Source organism: Streptomyces sp. TRM49041 (assembly GCF_008271805.1).
Lineage (GTDB): Bacteria > Actinomycetota > Actinomycetes > Streptomycetales > Streptomycetaceae > Streptomyces.
In genome coordinates this window covers 200,194-216,451 of the sequence record NZ_VSRY01000152.1, presented here as the reverse complement: position 1 = coordinate 216,451, position 16,258 = coordinate 200,194, and the positions used below count along the sequence as shown (strand labels likewise).

Annotated in this window: 14 protein-coding genes; 10 read left to right on the top strand and 4 right to left on the bottom strand. The window is 71.7% G+C overall.

Annotation, left to right across the window (positions count from 1 at the left end):
• The first annotated feature begins 322 nt into the window (after positions 1-322).
• Positions 323-3,070: a pyruvate dehydrogenase (acetyl-transferring), homodimeric type gene (gene aceE, locus FVS66_RS24020; protein ID WP_149183262.1), complete on the top strand. Its 2,748-nt coding sequence runs from the start codon at positions 323-325 to the stop codon at positions 3,068-3,070.
• A 57-nt stretch (positions 3,071-3,127) separates the two neighbouring features.
• Complete coding sequence (locus tag FVS66_RS24015; RefSeq protein WP_399226165.1) at positions 3,128-3,994, top strand: potassium channel family protein; 867 nt, start codon at positions 3,128-3,130, stop codon at positions 3,992-3,994.
• Here the strand turns inward: FVS66_RS24015 and FVS66_RS24010 are convergent.
• Positions 3,975-4,370, bottom strand: a complete 396-nt coding sequence (locus FVS66_RS24010) for a peptidase inhibitor family I36 protein (protein WP_149183260.1) — start codon at positions 4,368-4,370, stop codon at positions 3,975-3,977. The genes FVS66_RS24015 and FVS66_RS24010 overlap by 20 nt on opposite strands.
• 473 nt (positions 4,371-4,843) lie before the next feature.
• On the opposite strand from FVS66_RS24010, the gene FVS66_RS24005 reads away from it, so the two are divergent.
• The 6 genes from FVS66_RS24005 to FVS66_RS23980 all read left to right on the top strand — a co-directional run bounded on the left by FVS66_RS24005 (position 4,844) and on the right by FVS66_RS23980 (position 11,642).
• Entirely contained in the window at positions 4,844-6,058 is a 1,215-nt protein-coding gene (locus tag FVS66_RS24005) for an alpha/beta hydrolase (RefSeq protein ID WP_149183259.1), read from the top strand.
• A gap of 85 nt (positions 6,059-6,143) precedes the next feature.
• Complete coding sequence (locus tag FVS66_RS24000) at positions 6,144-7,004, top strand: DUF4429 domain-containing protein (protein WP_187645668.1); 861 nt, start codon at positions 6,144-6,146, stop codon at positions 7,002-7,004.
• Positions 7,005-7,185: 181 nt separating this feature from the next.
• Positions 7,186-8,550: a sensor histidine kinase gene (locus tag FVS66_RS23995; protein ID WP_149183257.1), complete on the top strand. Its 1,365-nt coding sequence runs from the start codon at positions 7,186-7,188 to the stop codon at positions 8,548-8,550.
• Positions 8,551-8,568: 18 nt separating this feature from the next.
• Positions 8,569-9,249 carry a response regulator transcription factor gene (locus FVS66_RS23990; RefSeq protein ID WP_149183256.1) on the top strand — a complete coding sequence of 227 codons (681 nt, stop codon included), beginning with the start codon at positions 8,569-8,571 and terminating at the stop codon, positions 9,247-9,249.
• Between the two features lie 171 nt (positions 9,250-9,420).
• A complete protein-coding gene (locus FVS66_RS23985; protein ID WP_149183255.1) occupies positions 9,421-10,452 on the top strand; it encodes an alpha/beta hydrolase in 1,032 nt (343 codons plus the stop codon).
• The gene (locus FVS66_RS23980; RefSeq protein ID WP_149183254.1) at positions 10,449-11,642 is read left to right on the top strand and encodes an acyltransferase; all 1,194 of its coding nucleotides are present in this window, start codon (positions 10,449-10,451) and stop codon (positions 11,640-11,642) included. The genes FVS66_RS23985 and FVS66_RS23980 overlap by 4 nt, the downstream gene beginning before the upstream one ends.
• A gap of 156 nt (positions 11,643-11,798) precedes the next feature.
• On the opposite strand, the gene FVS66_RS23975 is transcribed toward FVS66_RS23980, so the two are convergent.
• The gene (locus FVS66_RS23975) at positions 11,799-12,818 is read right to left on the bottom strand and encodes an aldo/keto reductase (RefSeq protein ID WP_149183431.1); all 1,020 of its coding nucleotides are present in this window, start codon (positions 12,816-12,818) and stop codon (positions 11,799-11,801) included.
• Positions 12,819-12,820: 2 nt separating this feature from the next.
• Positions 12,821-13,315, bottom strand: coding sequence for a MerR family transcriptional regulator (locus FVS66_RS23970; protein WP_149183253.1), 495 nt, complete (start codon positions 13,313-13,315; stop codon positions 12,821-12,823).
• 68 nt (positions 13,316-13,383) lie between these two features.
• Here FVS66_RS23970 and FVS66_RS23965 point away from each other — a divergent pair, with 68 nt between their 5' ends.
• Positions 13,384-14,217 (top strand): serine hydrolase domain-containing protein, encoded by an 834-nt coding sequence (locus FVS66_RS23965; RefSeq protein WP_149183252.1) that lies wholly within the window; start codon positions 13,384-13,386, stop codon positions 14,215-14,217.
• 35 nt (positions 14,218-14,252) lie between these two features.
• Here the strand turns inward: FVS66_RS23965 and FVS66_RS23960 are convergent, their stop codons facing one another.
• Positions 14,253-14,936: a pirin family protein gene (locus FVS66_RS23960; RefSeq protein WP_149183430.1), complete on the bottom strand. Its 684-nt coding sequence runs from the start codon at positions 14,934-14,936 to the stop codon at positions 14,253-14,255.
• A gap of 61 nt (positions 14,937-14,997) precedes the next feature.
• Here FVS66_RS23960 and FVS66_RS23955 point away from each other — a divergent pair, with 61 nt between their 5' ends.
• Positions 14,998-16,182, top strand: a complete 1,185-nt coding sequence (locus tag FVS66_RS23955) for a helix-turn-helix domain-containing protein (RefSeq protein ID WP_149183251.1) — start codon at positions 14,998-15,000, stop codon at positions 16,180-16,182.
• The last annotated feature ends 76 nt before the right edge of the window (positions 16,183-16,258 follow it).

Here is a 16,258-nt window from a genome sequence, read left to right as displayed (position 1 = left end):
TCGCGCAAGTACCCGGCGACCTAGACCGCCGAAACGGTGACTTTTGGGGCCGTCTTGCCGCAACTCCGGGTACCCATCCTCCCGAGGTCGTGACACACACCACACCTCTTGACCCACTTTAGGGCGTTGTATTCCTTGCGTGCCCGTCGGGCACCGCGCCGGCAGCCTGGCCGCACTCGCCACGGGCCGGCCGATGCGGGTTACCCCCCGGTAGAGGTGACGTGGGCGCTCACGGGGTACACGATGGTGGCGACGACCACAGAGCCGACACCCCTGCCCGCAGGCCATCCCCCGTAGGCACATCGAACAGCGAAGGAACAGCGTGGCTTCCGCATCCGATCGCAACCCGATCATCATTGGCGGCCTTCCCAGCCAGGTCCCGGACTTCGATCCGGAAGAGACCCAGGAATGGCTCGACTCCCTCGACGCCGCCGTCGACGAGCGGGGCCGCGAACGCGCTCGCTACCTGATGCTCCGCCTGATCGAGCGGGCCCGCGAGAAGCGCGTGGCCGTGCCCGAGATGCGCAGCACGGACTACGTCAACACCATCGCGACCAAGGACGAGCCCTTCTTCCCCGGCAACGAGGAGATCGAGCGCAGGATCCTCAACGCGACGCGCTGGAACGCGGCCGTCATGGTCTCGCGTGCGCAGCGGCCCGGTATCGGCGTCGGCGGCCACATCGCCACGTTCGCCTCCTCCGCGTCCCTGTACGACGTGGGCTTCAACCACTTCTTCCGTGGCAAGGACGAGGGTGACGGCGGCGACCAGATCTTCTTCCAGGGCCACGCCTCGCCCGGCATCTACGCCCGCGCCTTCCTGCTCGACCGGCTGAACGAGACGCAGCTCGACGGCTTCCGCCAGGAGAAGTCGAAGTACCCGAACGGTCTGTCGTCCTATCCGCACCCCCGGCTGATGCCGGACTTCTGGGAGTTCCCGACGGTCTCCATGGGCCTCGGCCCGCTGGGCGCGATCTACCAGGCGCGGATGAACCGCTACATGCAGGCGCGTGGCATCGCCGAGACGTCGCGGTCGCACGTGTGGGCGTTCCTCGGCGACGGCGAGATGGACGAGCCGGAGTCGCTGGGGCAGCTCACCCTGGCCGCCCGCGAGGGCCTGGACAACCTGACCTTCGTCGTGAACTGCAATCTGCAGCGCCTGGACGGCCCGGTGCGCGGCAATGGCAAGATCATCCAGGAGCTGGAGTCGGTCTTCCGCGGCGCCGGCTGGAACGTGATCAAGCTGATCTGGGACCGGTCCTGGGACCCACTGCTCGCGCAGGACCGGGACGGGATCCTGGTCAACAGGATGAACACCACGCCGGACGGGCAGTTCCAGACGTACGCCACCGAGTCGGGTGCGTACATCCGGGAGCACTTCTTCGGCGACGACCACCGGCTGCGCGCGATGGCCGAGGGCATGACCGACCAGCAGCTGCTCCACCTGGGCCGCGGCGGTCACGACCACCGGAAGATCTATGCGGCCTACGCCGCGGCCAAGGCCCACAGGGGCCAGCCGACGGTGATCCTGGCCCAGACGGTCAAGGGCTGGACGCTCGGCCCGAACTTCGAGGGCCGCAACGCGACGCACCAGATGAAGAAGCTCACGGTCGACGATCTGAAGCGGTTCCGCGACCGGCTGCACCTGCCGATCCCCGACAGCGAGCTGGAGTCCGGCCTTCCGCCGTACTACCACCCGGGCCGGGAGTCGGAGGAGATCCAGTACATGCACGACCGCCGCAAGGGGCTGGGCGGCTATGTGCCGACCCGCGTCGTGCGGTCGAAGCCGCTGACGCTGCCGGACGACCAGACGTACGCGGCGGTGAAGAAGGGGTCGGGGCAGCAGTCCATCGCGACGACGATGGCGTTCGTGCGGCTGCTGAAGGACCTGATGCGGGACAAGGAGATCGGCAAGCGGTTCGTGCTGATCGCGCCCGACGAGTACCGCACCTTCGGTATGGACTCGTTCTTCCCGAGCGCCAAGATCTACAACCCGCTGGGCCAGCAGTACGAGGCCGTGGACCGGGAGCTGCTGCTCGCCTACAAGGAGTCCCCGACCGGGCAGATGCTGCACGACGGGATCTCGGAGGCCGGCTGCACGGCGTCGCTGATCGCGGCGGGCTCGGCGTACGCCACGCATGGCGAGCCGCTCATCCCGGTGTACGTCTTCTACTCGATGTTCGGTTTCCAGCGGACCGGCGACCAGTTCTGGCAGATGGCCGACCAGCTCGCGCGCGGCTTCGTCCTCGGTGCGACCGCCGGCCGTACGACGCTGACCGGTGAGGGTCTGCAGCACGCGGACGGCCACTCCCAGCTGCTCGCCTCGACGAACCCGGGCTGTGTGGCGTACGACCCGGCCTTCGGGTTCGAGATCGCGCACATCGTCCAGGACGGGCTGCGGCGGATGTACGGCTCCTCGGAGGAGCATCCGCACGGCGAGGACGTCTTCTACTACCTGACCGTCTACAACGAGCCGATCCAGCACCCGGCGGAGCCCGCCGACGTCGACGTGGAGGGCATCGTCAAGGGCATCCACCGGTTCCGGGCCGGTGAGGCCGGGTCGATCCCGGCGCAGATCATGGCGTCCGGTGTGGGCGTGCCTTGGGCCGTGGAAGCGCAGCGGATCCTGGCCGAGGAGTGGAACGTCCGGGCGGACGTGTGGTCGGCGACGTCCTGGAACGAGTTGCGCCGCGACGCGGTGGAGGCCGAGAAGTACAACCTGCTGCACCCGGAGGAGGAGCCGCGTATTCCGTACGTGACGCGGAAGCTCTCGTCCGCGGAGGGTCCTTTCGTGGCCGTCTCCGACTGGATGCGGTCGGTTCCGGACCAGATCTCGCGCTGGGTGCCGGGGCCGTACACCTCGCTCGGGGCGGACGGCTTCGGCTTCGCGGACACCCGGGGTGCGGCCCGCCGCTACTTCCACATCGACGCGCAGTCGATCGTGCTGGCGGTGCTCACGGAGCTGGCGCGGCAGGGCAAGGTGGACCGCTCGGTGCTGAAGCAGGCGGTAGACCGCTACCAGCTGCTGGATGTGGCGGCGGCCGACCCGGGCCCGGCGGGCGGCGACGCCTGAGACGTGCCGTGGGGGGTCTGGGTGCGCGGGCGCCCGGCCCCCGGGGCGCCCCTTAGTATGCGCGGCATGAAGGAACCGACGGCGCAGGTCCGGTGGGAAGAGCGCACACAGAGGCCGCTGCTCTCGCTGGCGGTGGTGTTCGGTGTCGCGTACGCCGTCTCGATCGTCGCCACGGACGCGGCCCCCTGGGTGCACAAGCTGTGCATCGCCGTGGAGTGGCTGGTGTGGGGGGCGTTCGCGGTCGACTACCTCGTGCGGCTCTTCCTCGCTCCGTCGCGGTGGGTTTTCGTGCGTGGTCACTGGCTGGACCTCCTCGCGGTGCTGCTTCCGCTGATACAGCCGCTGCGGCTGCTGCGGCTGGTGTCGGCGCTGCTGCTGATGGGCAGGCGGGGCCGGATGGCGTCGCAGGTGACGCTGACGACGTATGTGGCGGGCTCAGTGGCGGGGCTGCTGATGTTCGGCTCACTGGCCGTCCTCCAGGTGGAGCGGGACGCGCCCGGCGGGAACATCAAGACCCTGGGCGACGCGGTGTGGTGGTCGTTCACGACGATGACGACCGTGGGCTACGGAGACCATTCGCCGACGACCGGGCTCGGGCGGTTGCTGGCGGTGGGTCTGATGCTGTCGGGCATCGCGCTGCTGGGTGTGGTCACGGCGAACATCGCCGCGTGGTTCATCTCCCGTTTCGAACGGGACGACGCCGAGGAGCGTCACAGGACGGCACTCCTGGAGTCCCTGACGCACGAGGTCCGCGAGCTGCGGGCGGAGGTCGCCCGGCTCTCGGGGACCCCGTCCGCCGAGTCGTCGGGGCATCCGCCGATGAGCCTGTCCGGAAGCCCAGCGGGAAGCCCCATGGGAAGCACGGCGGGGAGCCCGGTGCCGGAGCAGAGCTCCGCGTCCGGGATCAGTTCTCCCAGATCTTGAAGGCCCGCACCTGGTAGGGCGAGCGGGGCACCCAGGTGCCGCCCCCGGGGTAGGTTTCGAACTCGCCGGTCTCGGCGCAGGTCGCGGACTGGTAGGTGGTGACGGGCCGTCCCGTGCGGTTGGCCAGGGCCGCGGCGGTCGTGCCGGCGGGAAGCGGGATGCAGCTCTCGATGTCGGTGGTGGCCAGCTCGTGTGTCAGGCGCGTGCCGTTGAACTCCTCCTTCTCCCAGAGGCAGAGCTGTCCGCTGTCGCACGGGCCGAGGCGGGACGGCGTCGCGGCGTCGGCCGGTGCGGCGCAGGTGGAGAGGGCCGCGACGGCGACCGCTGTGACGCCGAGCGCGGTCGCGGTGAAGTAAGGCCGTGATGTCGTACGCATGTTGAATCTACCCCCGTGTCGTGACGCTCCGTGTTGAACGCCTCGCCACAGCTTGACGCTGCGTGACCTTCGATGGGAAGAGCTGTCTGCCGGATCCACCCGGACGGGTGACACCGCGGCCACCGGGCACGCCGAGGGCGGCGACGACGGCCACGACACCCGCGACGATGAAGGCCGGCCCCATGCCGGACATGCCCGACGACGACCTCGGTCGCGCCCACCACGACAGGCGCGAGACCCAGACCGAGGCAGGGCGAACCACAGGGTCTCGGACTGGCGAAAAAGCGCCGCCCCCGAGGCCCTGGGGGCACACCGAGAGCCCCCACACTCCGTAGCCACACCCCTGGGGGTGACGCACAGGTGGTGACATCGCCGTGCGCACAGCCCGGCTCTTCCCCGCACACGCACGTCGAACCGTGATCTACGTCACGGTCGACCTGGGCGGCCTTCGGCGTCTCCTAGGGTGTCTCGTAGTGACTTCTCTCATCGCCTCCCCCACGCTCACCGTCTGGCGCACCATGCTCGCCCTCTCGGTGGTCTTCGTCCTCCTCGCCACGACCGGCTGGACCACCGAACAGCGCCCGCGCGACGGAGTGCGGGACTCGTGGGACACGGCGATGGCTTCATGGCGCACCGGCCGGATCGGCGCACGTACGCTGCCGGACCCGGCGTCGCCGCCGACCGCCGTGGCCGCGTTCTTCGCCTCCCTGAAGCCCGGACAGCGCGCGCGGCTCGCCGACGAACACCCGCTCGTCGTGGGCAATCTCGACGGGGTGCCGGTGGCCCTGCGCTACCGCGCCAACCAGCGGACGCTCAACAGGGCGCTCGCCGCCGAACGCGTGCGCGTGGAGGACCGGAGGCTCTCCGCCGACGGGCATCACGAGGCCGTACGGCGGGTCCACCGCTTCTCGTCCCTCATGAGCGACGGCAGGCAGATCCTCGCCTTCGACCCGTCGGGCAACGGCAGGGTCGCGGAGGTGTTCGGTGACCTGGAGAAGGCCCAGCGGGTCTCGGTGGTCGTGCCGGGCGTCGACACCCATCTGCTGACCTTCCAGAAGACCGCCCGCCGGTACACGGCACCGGTCGGCATGGCCGAGTCGCTGTACGCCGCCCAACGCGAGGCGGCGCCGGACATCCGTACCGCCGTCATCGCCTGGGCCGACTACACCGCGCCCACCGGCGTCGGCATGGACGCGGCCACCGGGAGGCTCGCCGCGGACGGCGCGGTACGGCTCGTCTCCCTGACCGGGGCGCTGCCCGGCACATCACGGGTCTCGCTGTTCTGCCACAGCTACGGCTCGGTGGTGTGCGGACTGGCCGCGCACCGGCTGCCCGAGCGGGTCACCGACATCGCCGTGGCCGGCAGCCCCGGGATGCGGGCCGAGAACGCGGCCGCGCTCGGCACCCGGGCCCAGGTATGGGCGATGCGGGACGCCGACGACTGGATCGCCGACGTGCCGTACCTGGACGTCGGCGGGCTCGGACACGGCGCCGATCCGGTGGCCCCCGAATTCGGCGCGCGGCTGCTGTCCGCGGACGGCGCCGCAGGTCACGGCGGCTACTTCGTGCCCGGTACGGACAGTCTGCGCAACTTCGCGGACATAGGGGTCGGCGCCTACGACAGCGTGCGCTGCGCCGACGCGGACGGCATCTGCCGGAGTGGAATTTACGGCGCCGCATCGCTCTGACCCGCGTAGAAGTCGGGGACGGTAGTCCATTTCCGCTCCTCTTCCAGGGGCGACGCGCGGGCGCACGCCGCATACGATGAGGCGCATGGGTGATGTGCTGGCCGGAAATCATGCCACCTGGGAGTTCGAACCCGACGCCGTGCTCATCCGCTTCGAACGCGGGATCCGCGCGCCGAAGCTGTTCCAGGTGCTGCGCGAAAGACGTATCCCGCACGAGGCGCTGGCATCGGTGACGCTCGCCCCGGGCAAGCGGGGCACGGTGGTTCTGCACGCGGTGCCGCGTACGGGAGCAGACCCTCTGATGGAAGCGGCCGACGGCCAGCTGAAGGAGGGCTGTGACCCGTACCGGCTGGTGCTGCCCGCAGAGCGGGAGACCCTCGCCGAGTACTACGCGGACGAGTTGCGGGCACGCCTCGGGCAGGAGCGCTCCGAGGTTGCCGAGCGGTTCCTCGTGAAGGTGCCCGAACCGCCCCTGCAGTTCAAGGCGTACGACGGCAAGGCTTCCTTCGATGGCCGGAATGTGTCGTTCCGCTGGTTCTGGACGGGCGCGTCGTCCGCCAAGTGGAAGGCGGGCGACCAGAGCTTCGCGGTGAGCGATCTCAGCGGCGTCGAATGGCGGTCGCCGGACGTCCTGGACGGCTGTCTGCGGCTGCTGCGGCGCGGTGGCGAGAGTCGGCCCGCCCAGGCCGACCAGGACCCGGCCGCGGTCGTCTTCGGCCTCGGCTACGGGCCGGTCCACGAGTCGCTGCCGTTCGCGGCCGCCGTGCTGCAGGCCGTGCGGAACCAGGACGGCGCGGTGCCGGTCCCGGTCCCCGTGGCCGCCGGACGGCGCGACCCGGCGGACATCGCCGACCGCATCAGGCACCTCGGCGAGCTTCACCAGGCGGGACTGGTGACGGACGAGGAGTTCGCGGCGAAGAAGGCCGAGCTGCTGGCGGAGTTGTAGTCGCGCGGGCATCCGGGCACGCGCCGTGCGGTGCGGGCGAGGTGCGGGGCCTGCATGCGCGGGACTGTGAGTCGGGCGGTACGGGCGCAACGGCGGCCGTGTCATACCGGGGTATGAGGCGGTGAACTGGCTCCCTGGTATGACGCCGCACCGGCCGGGCCGAGCCTAGGCTGACCGGATCATGAGCAGCGTTCCCCCGCCCGACGTCCCGCCGACGCCCTCGCCCGCACGGGGGCTCGGCGGACCCGGCACGCCCGCCGGGCATGCGGGGCGGGCCCTGCAGGAGGCCCTGCAGGGCGCCCTGCGGGCGCTGGGCAACGCGCTTTCGACGCCCACGGAGCCGGGGGCGCGGCTGCTGGGGCACGCCGCGTCGCGGTGGGTGCGGCTCGTGCCGTACGTCCTGGCGCTCGCCTTCGTCGCCTCACTGCTGCCGGTCACCGTCGTCGTGCTCATCCAGGACTACGGGGTGAACGGCGGGTTCGCCGGGGTGCTGGCCACCGCGCAGACCGCCCCGCTGCTTATGGCCGTCTCCCGGCCGCTGCAGGCATGGTGGATCGTCTTCACCGCCGACGTGCTCGGCGCCTTGGCGACGATGAACTCGGATCTGAGCGAGGGCAGACCCTGGCCCTGGACGCCGATGGTCGTAGTCGGCTACCTGGCGCTCATGCTCACCGTCGGGCTGCGCGAACAGCGGCGGACGCTGGTCAGCGTGTGGCTGGTGACCGGCGCGGCCGGGTTCGCGTTCGAACTGTTCACACAGCAGCGGGGGGACAATCTCCACCTGGTGATGTTCGTACTCAGCGGGGTCGTCCTGCTGATAACCGGCATGCTCCGCGAGCGCGGCGACGCCAAGCGGCGGCTGGTGGAACAGGAGACGATCAGTGAGGCCGAGCGGGCCCGGCGGACGCTGCTCGAGGAGCGTGCCCGGATCGCACGGGAACTGCACGACGTGGTGGCCCACCACATGTCGGTGATCACCGTGCAGGCCGACTCGGCGCCCTACCGAATCGAGGGGATTCCGGAGGCCGCACGCGAGGAGTTCACGTCGATCGCGGCGTCGGCGCGTGAGTCCCTCACCGAGATGCGGCGGCTGCTGGCGGTGCTGCGCAGCGAGAACACCGAGGGTGAACGGGCGCCGCAGCCGGGTGTCGACCGGGTGCAGCAACTGGTCGAGGCGACGGTACGGGCGGGTGCGCCCGTCGAGCTCTCGCTGGCGGCGGAGCTGGGCACGGTGCCGCCGACCGTGGACCTGTCCGCGTACCGGATCGTGCAGGAGGCGCTGTCCAATGTGGTGCGGCACGCACCGGGCGCCCGGACGAGGGTGTCCGTGTCGAGGTCGCCCAACCTGGAGTGGCTGATCGTACTGGTCGTCAACGGCCCGCCGACCGAACCGACTTCACCGCTGGAGACGTCCGGCACGGGACACGGCCTGGTGGGCATGCGGGAGCGCGTACGGTTGACCGGCGGGATGCTCGACACCGGACCGCTGCCGGACGGCGGTTTCCGGGTCGCGGCACGGCTGCCGCTGACCGCACCGCTCCCCTGACCGTCTGAAGGGACCCCCGTGACCATCCGCGTGATCATCGTCGACGACCAGGCCATGGTGCGGGCGGGGTTCGCCGCGCTGCTGTCGGCGCAGCCCGACATCGATGTGGTCGGGGAGGCCGCCGACGGCCGGGCCGGTGTCGCGGTGGGCAGGTCAGCGCACCCGGACGTGGTCCTGATGGATGTGCGCATGCCCGAGATGGACGGCCTCGCCGCGGCACGGGAGTTGCTGAACCCGCCGGCCGGTGTGACACACCGGCCGAAGGTCCTGATGCTGACCACCTTCGACGTGGACGACTACGTGTACGAGGCGTTGCGCGCCGGCGCGTCCGGCTTCCTGCTGAAGGACGCCCCACCGGCGGACCTGATCGCCGCGGTCCGTGTGGTGGCGGCGGGTGAGGCGCTGCTCGCCCCATCGGTGACGCGGCGGCTGATCGAGGACTTCGCGGCTCAGCGGCCCGCACCGCGCAAGGACCGTGCGGTGCGGCTGAACGGGCTCACGCCACGGGAGACGGAGGTCCTGGAGCTGGTCGCCCGCGGCCTGTCCAACCAGGAGATCGCCGAGCATCTGGTGCTGGCGGAGCAGACGGTGAAGACGCACATCGGCCGGGTACTGGCCAAGCTGGGCCTGCGGGACCGGGCGCAGGCCGTTGTCTTCGCCTACGAGTCCGGGGTGGTCACGCCCGGCGACGTGGCCTGACGCCGAGCGGCGTCGCCCCGTCCGCCGCGGCTGCGGTGGGGCGTGGGGCGTGGGACACCCCCTACCCCGGTATCACTGCGCAGTTGGCTCCCCGGGTTGACGATCGCTCATATGTCGTCTCCCTAGCTTCCTCCTCGTCAACACCGGACGAGGCAGAAACAGGGGGGCGTCATGCGCCGCTACAAGAGGGCTCTGGTGGCCGCCGTGCTGGCGACGACCGTCGTCGCCGGGACCGCGGGATGGGCCTCCGGGACCGCGCAGCAGGCCATGACCGGCCCGCCGCCGGGCAGTTCGGCCTGGCGCGCGGACACGTCACTGGGGCGGACCCTGCCGGACCCCGCGCGGGCCTCACCATCGGAGATCACCGCGTTCTTCCGCGGCCTGACGCGCAAGGATCAGAAACAGCTGACCTGGCGTCACCCGGGCGTCGTGGGCAACCTGGACGGTGTGCCGGTGGCGCTGCGCTACGAGGCGAACGCGCTCGCCGTCAGCCGTGACGCGCGGTACGCACGTCTCAAGGGGCGGCGGATACTCGCCTTCGACCCGCGCGGCCGCGGGCTGGCCGCCGAGGTCTTCGGGGACCTGGAACGCAGCCGTCATGTGGCGGTCGTGGTGCCCGGCTCGGACATCGACGCCGGATCGTACGACCGCGCCCATGACTCGTACGGCACGCCGGCCGGGATGGCGAAGCAGCTGCGCGCCGCGACCGGCGGCCGTACGGCGGTGATCGCCTGGGCCGGGTACACCACGCCGGTCGGGGTCGGCCTCGACGCCGCGACCGGTGACCTCGCCGAGGTGGGCGCCGAGCGGCTGGTCCGCCTGGCCGACGGGCTCGCCGCCACCGGTGCCGCCGCCCCGGCCGTGTTCTGCCACAGCTACGGCTCCGTGGTGTGCGGGCTGGCCGCCGCGGAGCTGAAGGCTAAGGACCTGGTGGTGTTCGGCTCACCCGGGATGCGCGCGGGGAACGTCGCGGAGCTCGGTACGTCCGCCCGGGTGTGGGCCGCGAAGGACCCCACCGACTGGATCTCCAAGGTGCCCAACGTCGAATTTCTGGGCCTCGGGCACGGCTCCGACCCCGCGTCGGACGCGTTCGGTGCGCGGCGGGTGCCCGCCGGGGACGCCCGGGGCCACAGCGGGTACTTCGCGCCCGGCACCGCGTCGCTCCGTACGTTCGCCGCGATCGCGCGGGGGGTGGCGGTATGAGACTCGCCGAACGGATCGAGCGGCGGACGCCGGCCCACCGGGACCGTGGCGTCGACGGGTTGCGTGCCCTGGCCCTGCTCGCCGTGCCCACCGGGCACTGGATGCTCGGCGGCTTCACGCTGGACGGCGAGCGGGCGATCCACAACGCGAGCCCGCTCTCGACGTTCGGGGGCCTCGCGCCCGCCAGCTGGGTGCTGCAGATGCTCGGCGTCTTCTTTCTGGTCGGCGGGTACGCGTCCGTGCTGTCCTACCGGCGCCGCGCAGCCGGCACCGGGGAGTGGCTGCGGGGCAGGATCGCCCGGCTCGGCCGGCCCGTGCTGGGGGTCACCGCCGTGTGGGCCGTGCTGATAGCGGTGGGTACCGCGGTGGGCGTGCCCGGCGACACGCTGCGTACCGGGGCGACGCTGGTGATACAGCCGCTGTGGTTCGTCGGCGTGTACACGGTCGTGACCGCGCTCACGCCCTGCTGCGTGCGGGCTGCGCGGGTGATGGGCCCGTGGGCGGCGGCGCCACTGCTCGGCTCGGTCGCCGTCGTAGACCTGGTGCGGTACGGCCCGTACGCCGAGGCCATGCCGTCGTGGCTGAGCGTCCTCAACCTGCTGCCGGGCTGGCTGTTCGCCTACCAGCTCGGAGTGTCCTGGGGTGAACGGCGGATCGGCAGGCGCGAGGCGTGGGTGCTGTTCGTAGGCGGCGCCGTGCTGTTCGCGGCTCTGCTCGTCGTCTTCCACTACCCGGCGTCGATGGTCGGCGTACCCGGCGAAGCCCGCACCAACTCGCATCCACCGTCGCTGCTCGTCCTCGCCCTGGCGGCGGTGCAGAGCGGCGCCGCGATACTCCTGCGGGACCGGCTCGGGGCGCTGCTGCGCAGGCCGGCGCTGTGGGCGCCGGTGGTCGTGGTCAACCTGTCGGCGATGACCATCCTGTGCTGGCACCAGACGGCCATGCTGGCCGCTGCCGTGCCCGCGTCGCTGACCGCAGGCGCGGTCCCCGGCCTGACCACCGCCCCCGAGACCGTCGGATGGATCCTGGCCCGGCTCGCGTGGCTGCCGCTGTTCGCCGCGCTGCTGGCCCTCATAGCCCGGTACGCCTGCGGCTTCGAGTCGCCCTGGAAGAAGGCCACGAAGGCCCGCCGGGCAGCGGCGGGGCTCCTCGCGGCGGGCTTCACGGCCTTCGCCCTCGGGCTGGCCTGAGGCCCGGTGGGGGGTACACGGGTTCGGCGGGCACGGCGTGGCCGGCGCTGGGGGCCCGGGCGCGGGCCGGAACCTTCGTACCGGGGGTGGCGGGTGTCGGGAGTGTCGGGGGTGTCGGGGGGGTGCCGGGGCCGGCAGGTCGGCGACCCGGTGGGGTTACTCCTCGCGGGCGGCGGAGGTGTGGGACATGTCCGAGTAGCGGGAGCCGGTGACTTGGGAGGCGATGGGGTCAAGGAGGGCGAGTTCGGCCGAGGTGAGGGTGAGGTGGGTGGCGGCGGTGTTCTCCAGAAGGCGGCCGCGCTTGCGGGTGCCGGGGATGGGCACGACCGGGAGGCCGTGGACGGCGGCCCGCTGGTGCACCCAGGCGAGGGCCACCTGCGCGGCGGTCACGCCGTGGGCGGCGGCGATGGTGCGGACGGGCTCCAGGAGCGCGGCGTTCCGGCGGGCGTTGTCGCCGGAGAACCGCGGCTGGGTGCGACGGAAGTCGCCCTCGGTGAGCTCCTTGGCGGCGTCGGTGAACGCACCGGTGAGGAAGCCCCGGCCGAGCGGCGAGTACGGCACGAGGGCGACGCCCAGTTCGGCCGCCGCCGGCACGGCGCTCTCCTCGACGTCCCGGGAGAACAGCGACCACTCGGACTGGAGGGCGGCGATGGGGTGGACGGCGTGCGCCTCGCGCAGTTCCTGGCCGGTGACCTCGCTGAGGCCGAGGTGCTTGACCTTGCCCTCCCGTACTAGTTCGGCCATGGCCCCGACGGACTCGGCGAGCTGCACGGCGGGGTCGCGGCGGTGCATGTAGTAGAGGTCGATGACATCGACGCCGAGGCGGCGCAGGCTGTCCTCGACGGCGGACTTGATGTAGGCGGGGTCGTTGCGGATACCGCGGTAGCGCGGATCGTCGCTGCGGACGACGGCGAACTTGGTGGCCAGCGTGATCTCGTCGCGGTGGGCGGCGACGAATGGGGCGAGGAACTCCTCGTTGGCTCCGCGTCCGTAGATGTCGGCGGTGTCGATGAGGTTGACGCCCGCCTCCAGAGCGGCGTCGAGGGTGTCCCTGGCCGCGGCCTCGTCGGTGTCGCCGTAGAACTCGCTCATGCCCATGGCGCCCAGTCCCTGGACGCCGACCATCGGGCCCGTCGTGCCGAGCCGGACCTGGCTGATCGTGTGGCCCTCGGTCATCCTCATGCCCCTTCCTGCGCCCCGTGGGCGCCCGCATACATATAGATCTTGAAGTCGAGTACGGCGAGCGTCTCCTGGAGTTCCGCGATGCGGGACAGCACGTCCTGGCGGGTGGCCTCGAGGAGTGCGCGCCGTTCGTCGAAGGTGTGCTCGCCGGCGCGCACCAGCTCTGCGTAACGCACCATCGCGGCGACGGACATGCCCGTCAGGCGTAGCTTGCCGACCAGGGTCAGCCAGTCCAGGTCCCGGTTGGTGAACCGGCGCTGGCCGGTGGCGGAGCGGTCGACGTGCGGCATCAGTCCGATGCGCTCGTACCACCGGAGGGTGTGGGCGGTGAGGCCGGTCCAGGCGGCGACCTCGCTGATGGTGTAGCGGTCCTGCCCGTCGGGGCGGGGGTGCCGAGGCGGTGCGGCAGCACAGATGTCGGTGCCGTCGGTGGTGTCGGTGGTGTCGGTGCTGGCCTTGGTGTCCGCCGGGGTGGTCTCGATCACCGTCATGGCCCCCACGCTAGGACGTTCGAGTGCACTCGAAGCAAGTGCCGGGGCGAGCAAGTACCCTCGTCCGCATGCAGAGCCTGGCGATGATCGAGAACTGGCCCGTGCCGACCGCGGCCGCCGCCGTCGTCCGTGCGGACGGCACCCTCGCGGGGGCCCACGGACCCACCGGGCGACGGTTCCCGCTCGCCTCGGTGACCAAGCCGCTGGCGGCGTACGCCGTGCTCGTCGCCTACGAGGAGGGCGCGGTCGAACTGGACGAGCCGGCGGGCCCTGAGGGCTCGACCGTGCGGCATCTGCTCGCGCACACCTCGGGGCTGGCCTTCGACGAGCCCCGCGTGACGGCGGCGCCGGGCACGCGGCGGATCTACTCCAACGCCGGGTTCGAGGTGCTGGCGGACCATGTCGCGAAGGCGACCGACATCCCGTTCGCGGAGTATCTGCGCCAGGCCGTCCTCGTCCCGCTCGGGATGACGGCGACGACGCTGGACGGCTCGCCCGCGAAGGACGGGGTGTCGACGGTCGACGATCTCGCACGGTTCGCGGCGGAGCTGCAGGCACCGCGGCTCCTGGACGCGCGCACGGTCCTTGAGGCCATGACGGTCGTCCACCCGGGCCTGACCGGCATCCTGCCCGGCTACGGGCACCAGAAGCCCAACGGCTGGGGCCTCGGCTTCGAGATACGGGACAGCAAGGCGCCGCACTGGACGGGCGGTTCGTCGTCACCCCGCGCGTTCGGGCACTTCGGCCAGTCGGGGACGTTCCTGTGGGTGGACCCGGACGCCCGGGCTGCGTGCGTCGCTCTCACCGACCGGGACTTCGGCCAGTGGGCGATCGAGGCGTGGCCGCCGTTCACGGACGCGGTCCTCGCCGAACTCCGCCGGCGTCCGGGCAGCCCTGCCTAGCGAGCGCGACCAGCGACCGCGCCTAGCGAGCACGCCTAGCTCCCGGCGGGCACCGCCCGGGTCATCTCCCAGATCAGCACCTCGGCCGCCGTGACAGCGGTCAGGTCCACGCCCCGCGCGTCGGTGATCCGGGCCGCGTCGCCCGGCCCCAGCTCCGCCACCGCGCCGTCGTCGGCGAGGCGCACGCCGCCGCGCACCACGTGGACGTACACGGAGTCCCCGTCCGGGACGGCGGTGCGCTCACCCGCGGCCGGGCGGCGCACATGCAGCAGCGCCCCTGCGGCGGGCAGGGCGTACGGGGTGGCGTCGGCGAGGCCGCGGACGGTCTCGTACGACGGCTCGCCGCCCGGCTCCAGCGGGGACAGCCACATCTGTACGAAGGTCAGCGGCGCCGTCCCGTCGTTGCGCTCCACGTGCCGCACGCCGCCCGCCGAGCTGAGGTGCTGCACATCGCCGGGCCGCACCAGCGTCGCGTGCCCGGCCGAGTCGCGGTGCGTCAGCTCGCCCTCGACGACCCATGTGACGATCTCGGTGTGGCTGTGCGGGTGCTCGTCGAAGCCGGCACCCGGAGCGAGCCGCTCCTCGTTGCAGGCGATGAGCGCCCCGAAGCGGAGGTTGTCGGGGTCGTAGTGCGGGCCGAACGAGAAGGCGTGCCGGGTCTCGATCCCGGCGTCCGGGTCGCCGCCGGGGTACCGGTCCCCGGCTCTGTGCAGTGACATCACGGGCCCAACGGTAGACCGGCTGGGCGGAGCGCCGTCCCGATAAGGCAGTCTTGTCCCCGTGCCTGAACCCGCAGCGAACAACGCCCACCCGCACGCAGCGACCCTGAAGCGCCTCGAACAGTCCTCCGGCCGGCTCGCCGCGAACGCCATCGCCCGCATGGACGAGACGCTGCCGTGGTACCGAGCGATGCCTCCGGAGAACCGGTCCTGGATCGGTCTGGTCGCCCAGGCCGGTATCGCCGCGTTCACCGAGTGGTTCCGGCACCCGGAGACCCCTCAGGCGATCTCCACGGACGTCTTCGGTACCGCCCCCCGCGAGCTGACCCGGGCGATCACCCTGCGGCAGACCGTGGAGATGGTCCGCACCACCATCGAGGTCATGGAGTCGGCCATCGAGGAGGTCGCCGCCCCCGGCGACGAGTCCGTACTCCGCGAGGCCCTGCTCGTCTACGCCAGGGAGATCGCCTTCGCGACGGCGCAGGTGTACGCGCAGGCCGCCGAGGCCCGTGGCGCCTGGGACGCCCGGCTGGAGTCCCTCGTCGTGAACGCGGTGCTTTCGGGCGAGGCCGACGAGGGCGCGGTCAGCCGGGCCGCCGCGCTGGGCTGGAACTCGCCGGAGCACGTCTGTGTGATCCTCGGCACCGCGCCGGACGGCGACAGCGAGCTGACCGTCGAGGCGATCCGCCGCGCGGCCCGCCACGCCAAGCTCCAGGTCCTCACCGGTGTGCTCGGCGACCGCCTCGTGGTGATCGCGGGCGGCAGCGACAATCCCCTGGCCGTCGCCAAGGCGCTGATCGGCCCGTACGCGGCCGGACCTGTCGTGGCCGGCCCCGTGGTGCCGGATCTGCTGGCGGCGACGCGGTCCGCGCAGGCGGCGGCGGCCGGGCTGAAGGCCTGTTCTGCCTGGCAGGACGCACCGCGGCCGGTCCTCGCCGACGATCTCCTGCCGGAGCGCGCGATCGCGTCGGACCCCTCCGCGCGTGAGCAGTTGGTGGAGGAGATCTACAGACCGCTGGAGGAGGCGGGCTCGGCGCTCCTGGAGACGCTGAGCGTGTACCTGGAGCAGGCGAGCAGCCTCGAAGGGGCCGCCAGGATGTTGTTCGTCCATCCCAACACCGTGCGCTACCGGCTCCGACGTGTGACGGACGTCACCGGATGGTCACCGTCCGATGTACGGTCGGCCTTTACGCTGCGGATCGCACTGATCCTGGGGCGTCTGGCCGACAGCGAGACACAGTCCTAGGGTTTTGTGGGGGATCAACAATTCACCCGACGGTTCTTCGTCCTAGTCCCCACGGGCGTCCAGGACCGTCCACAAG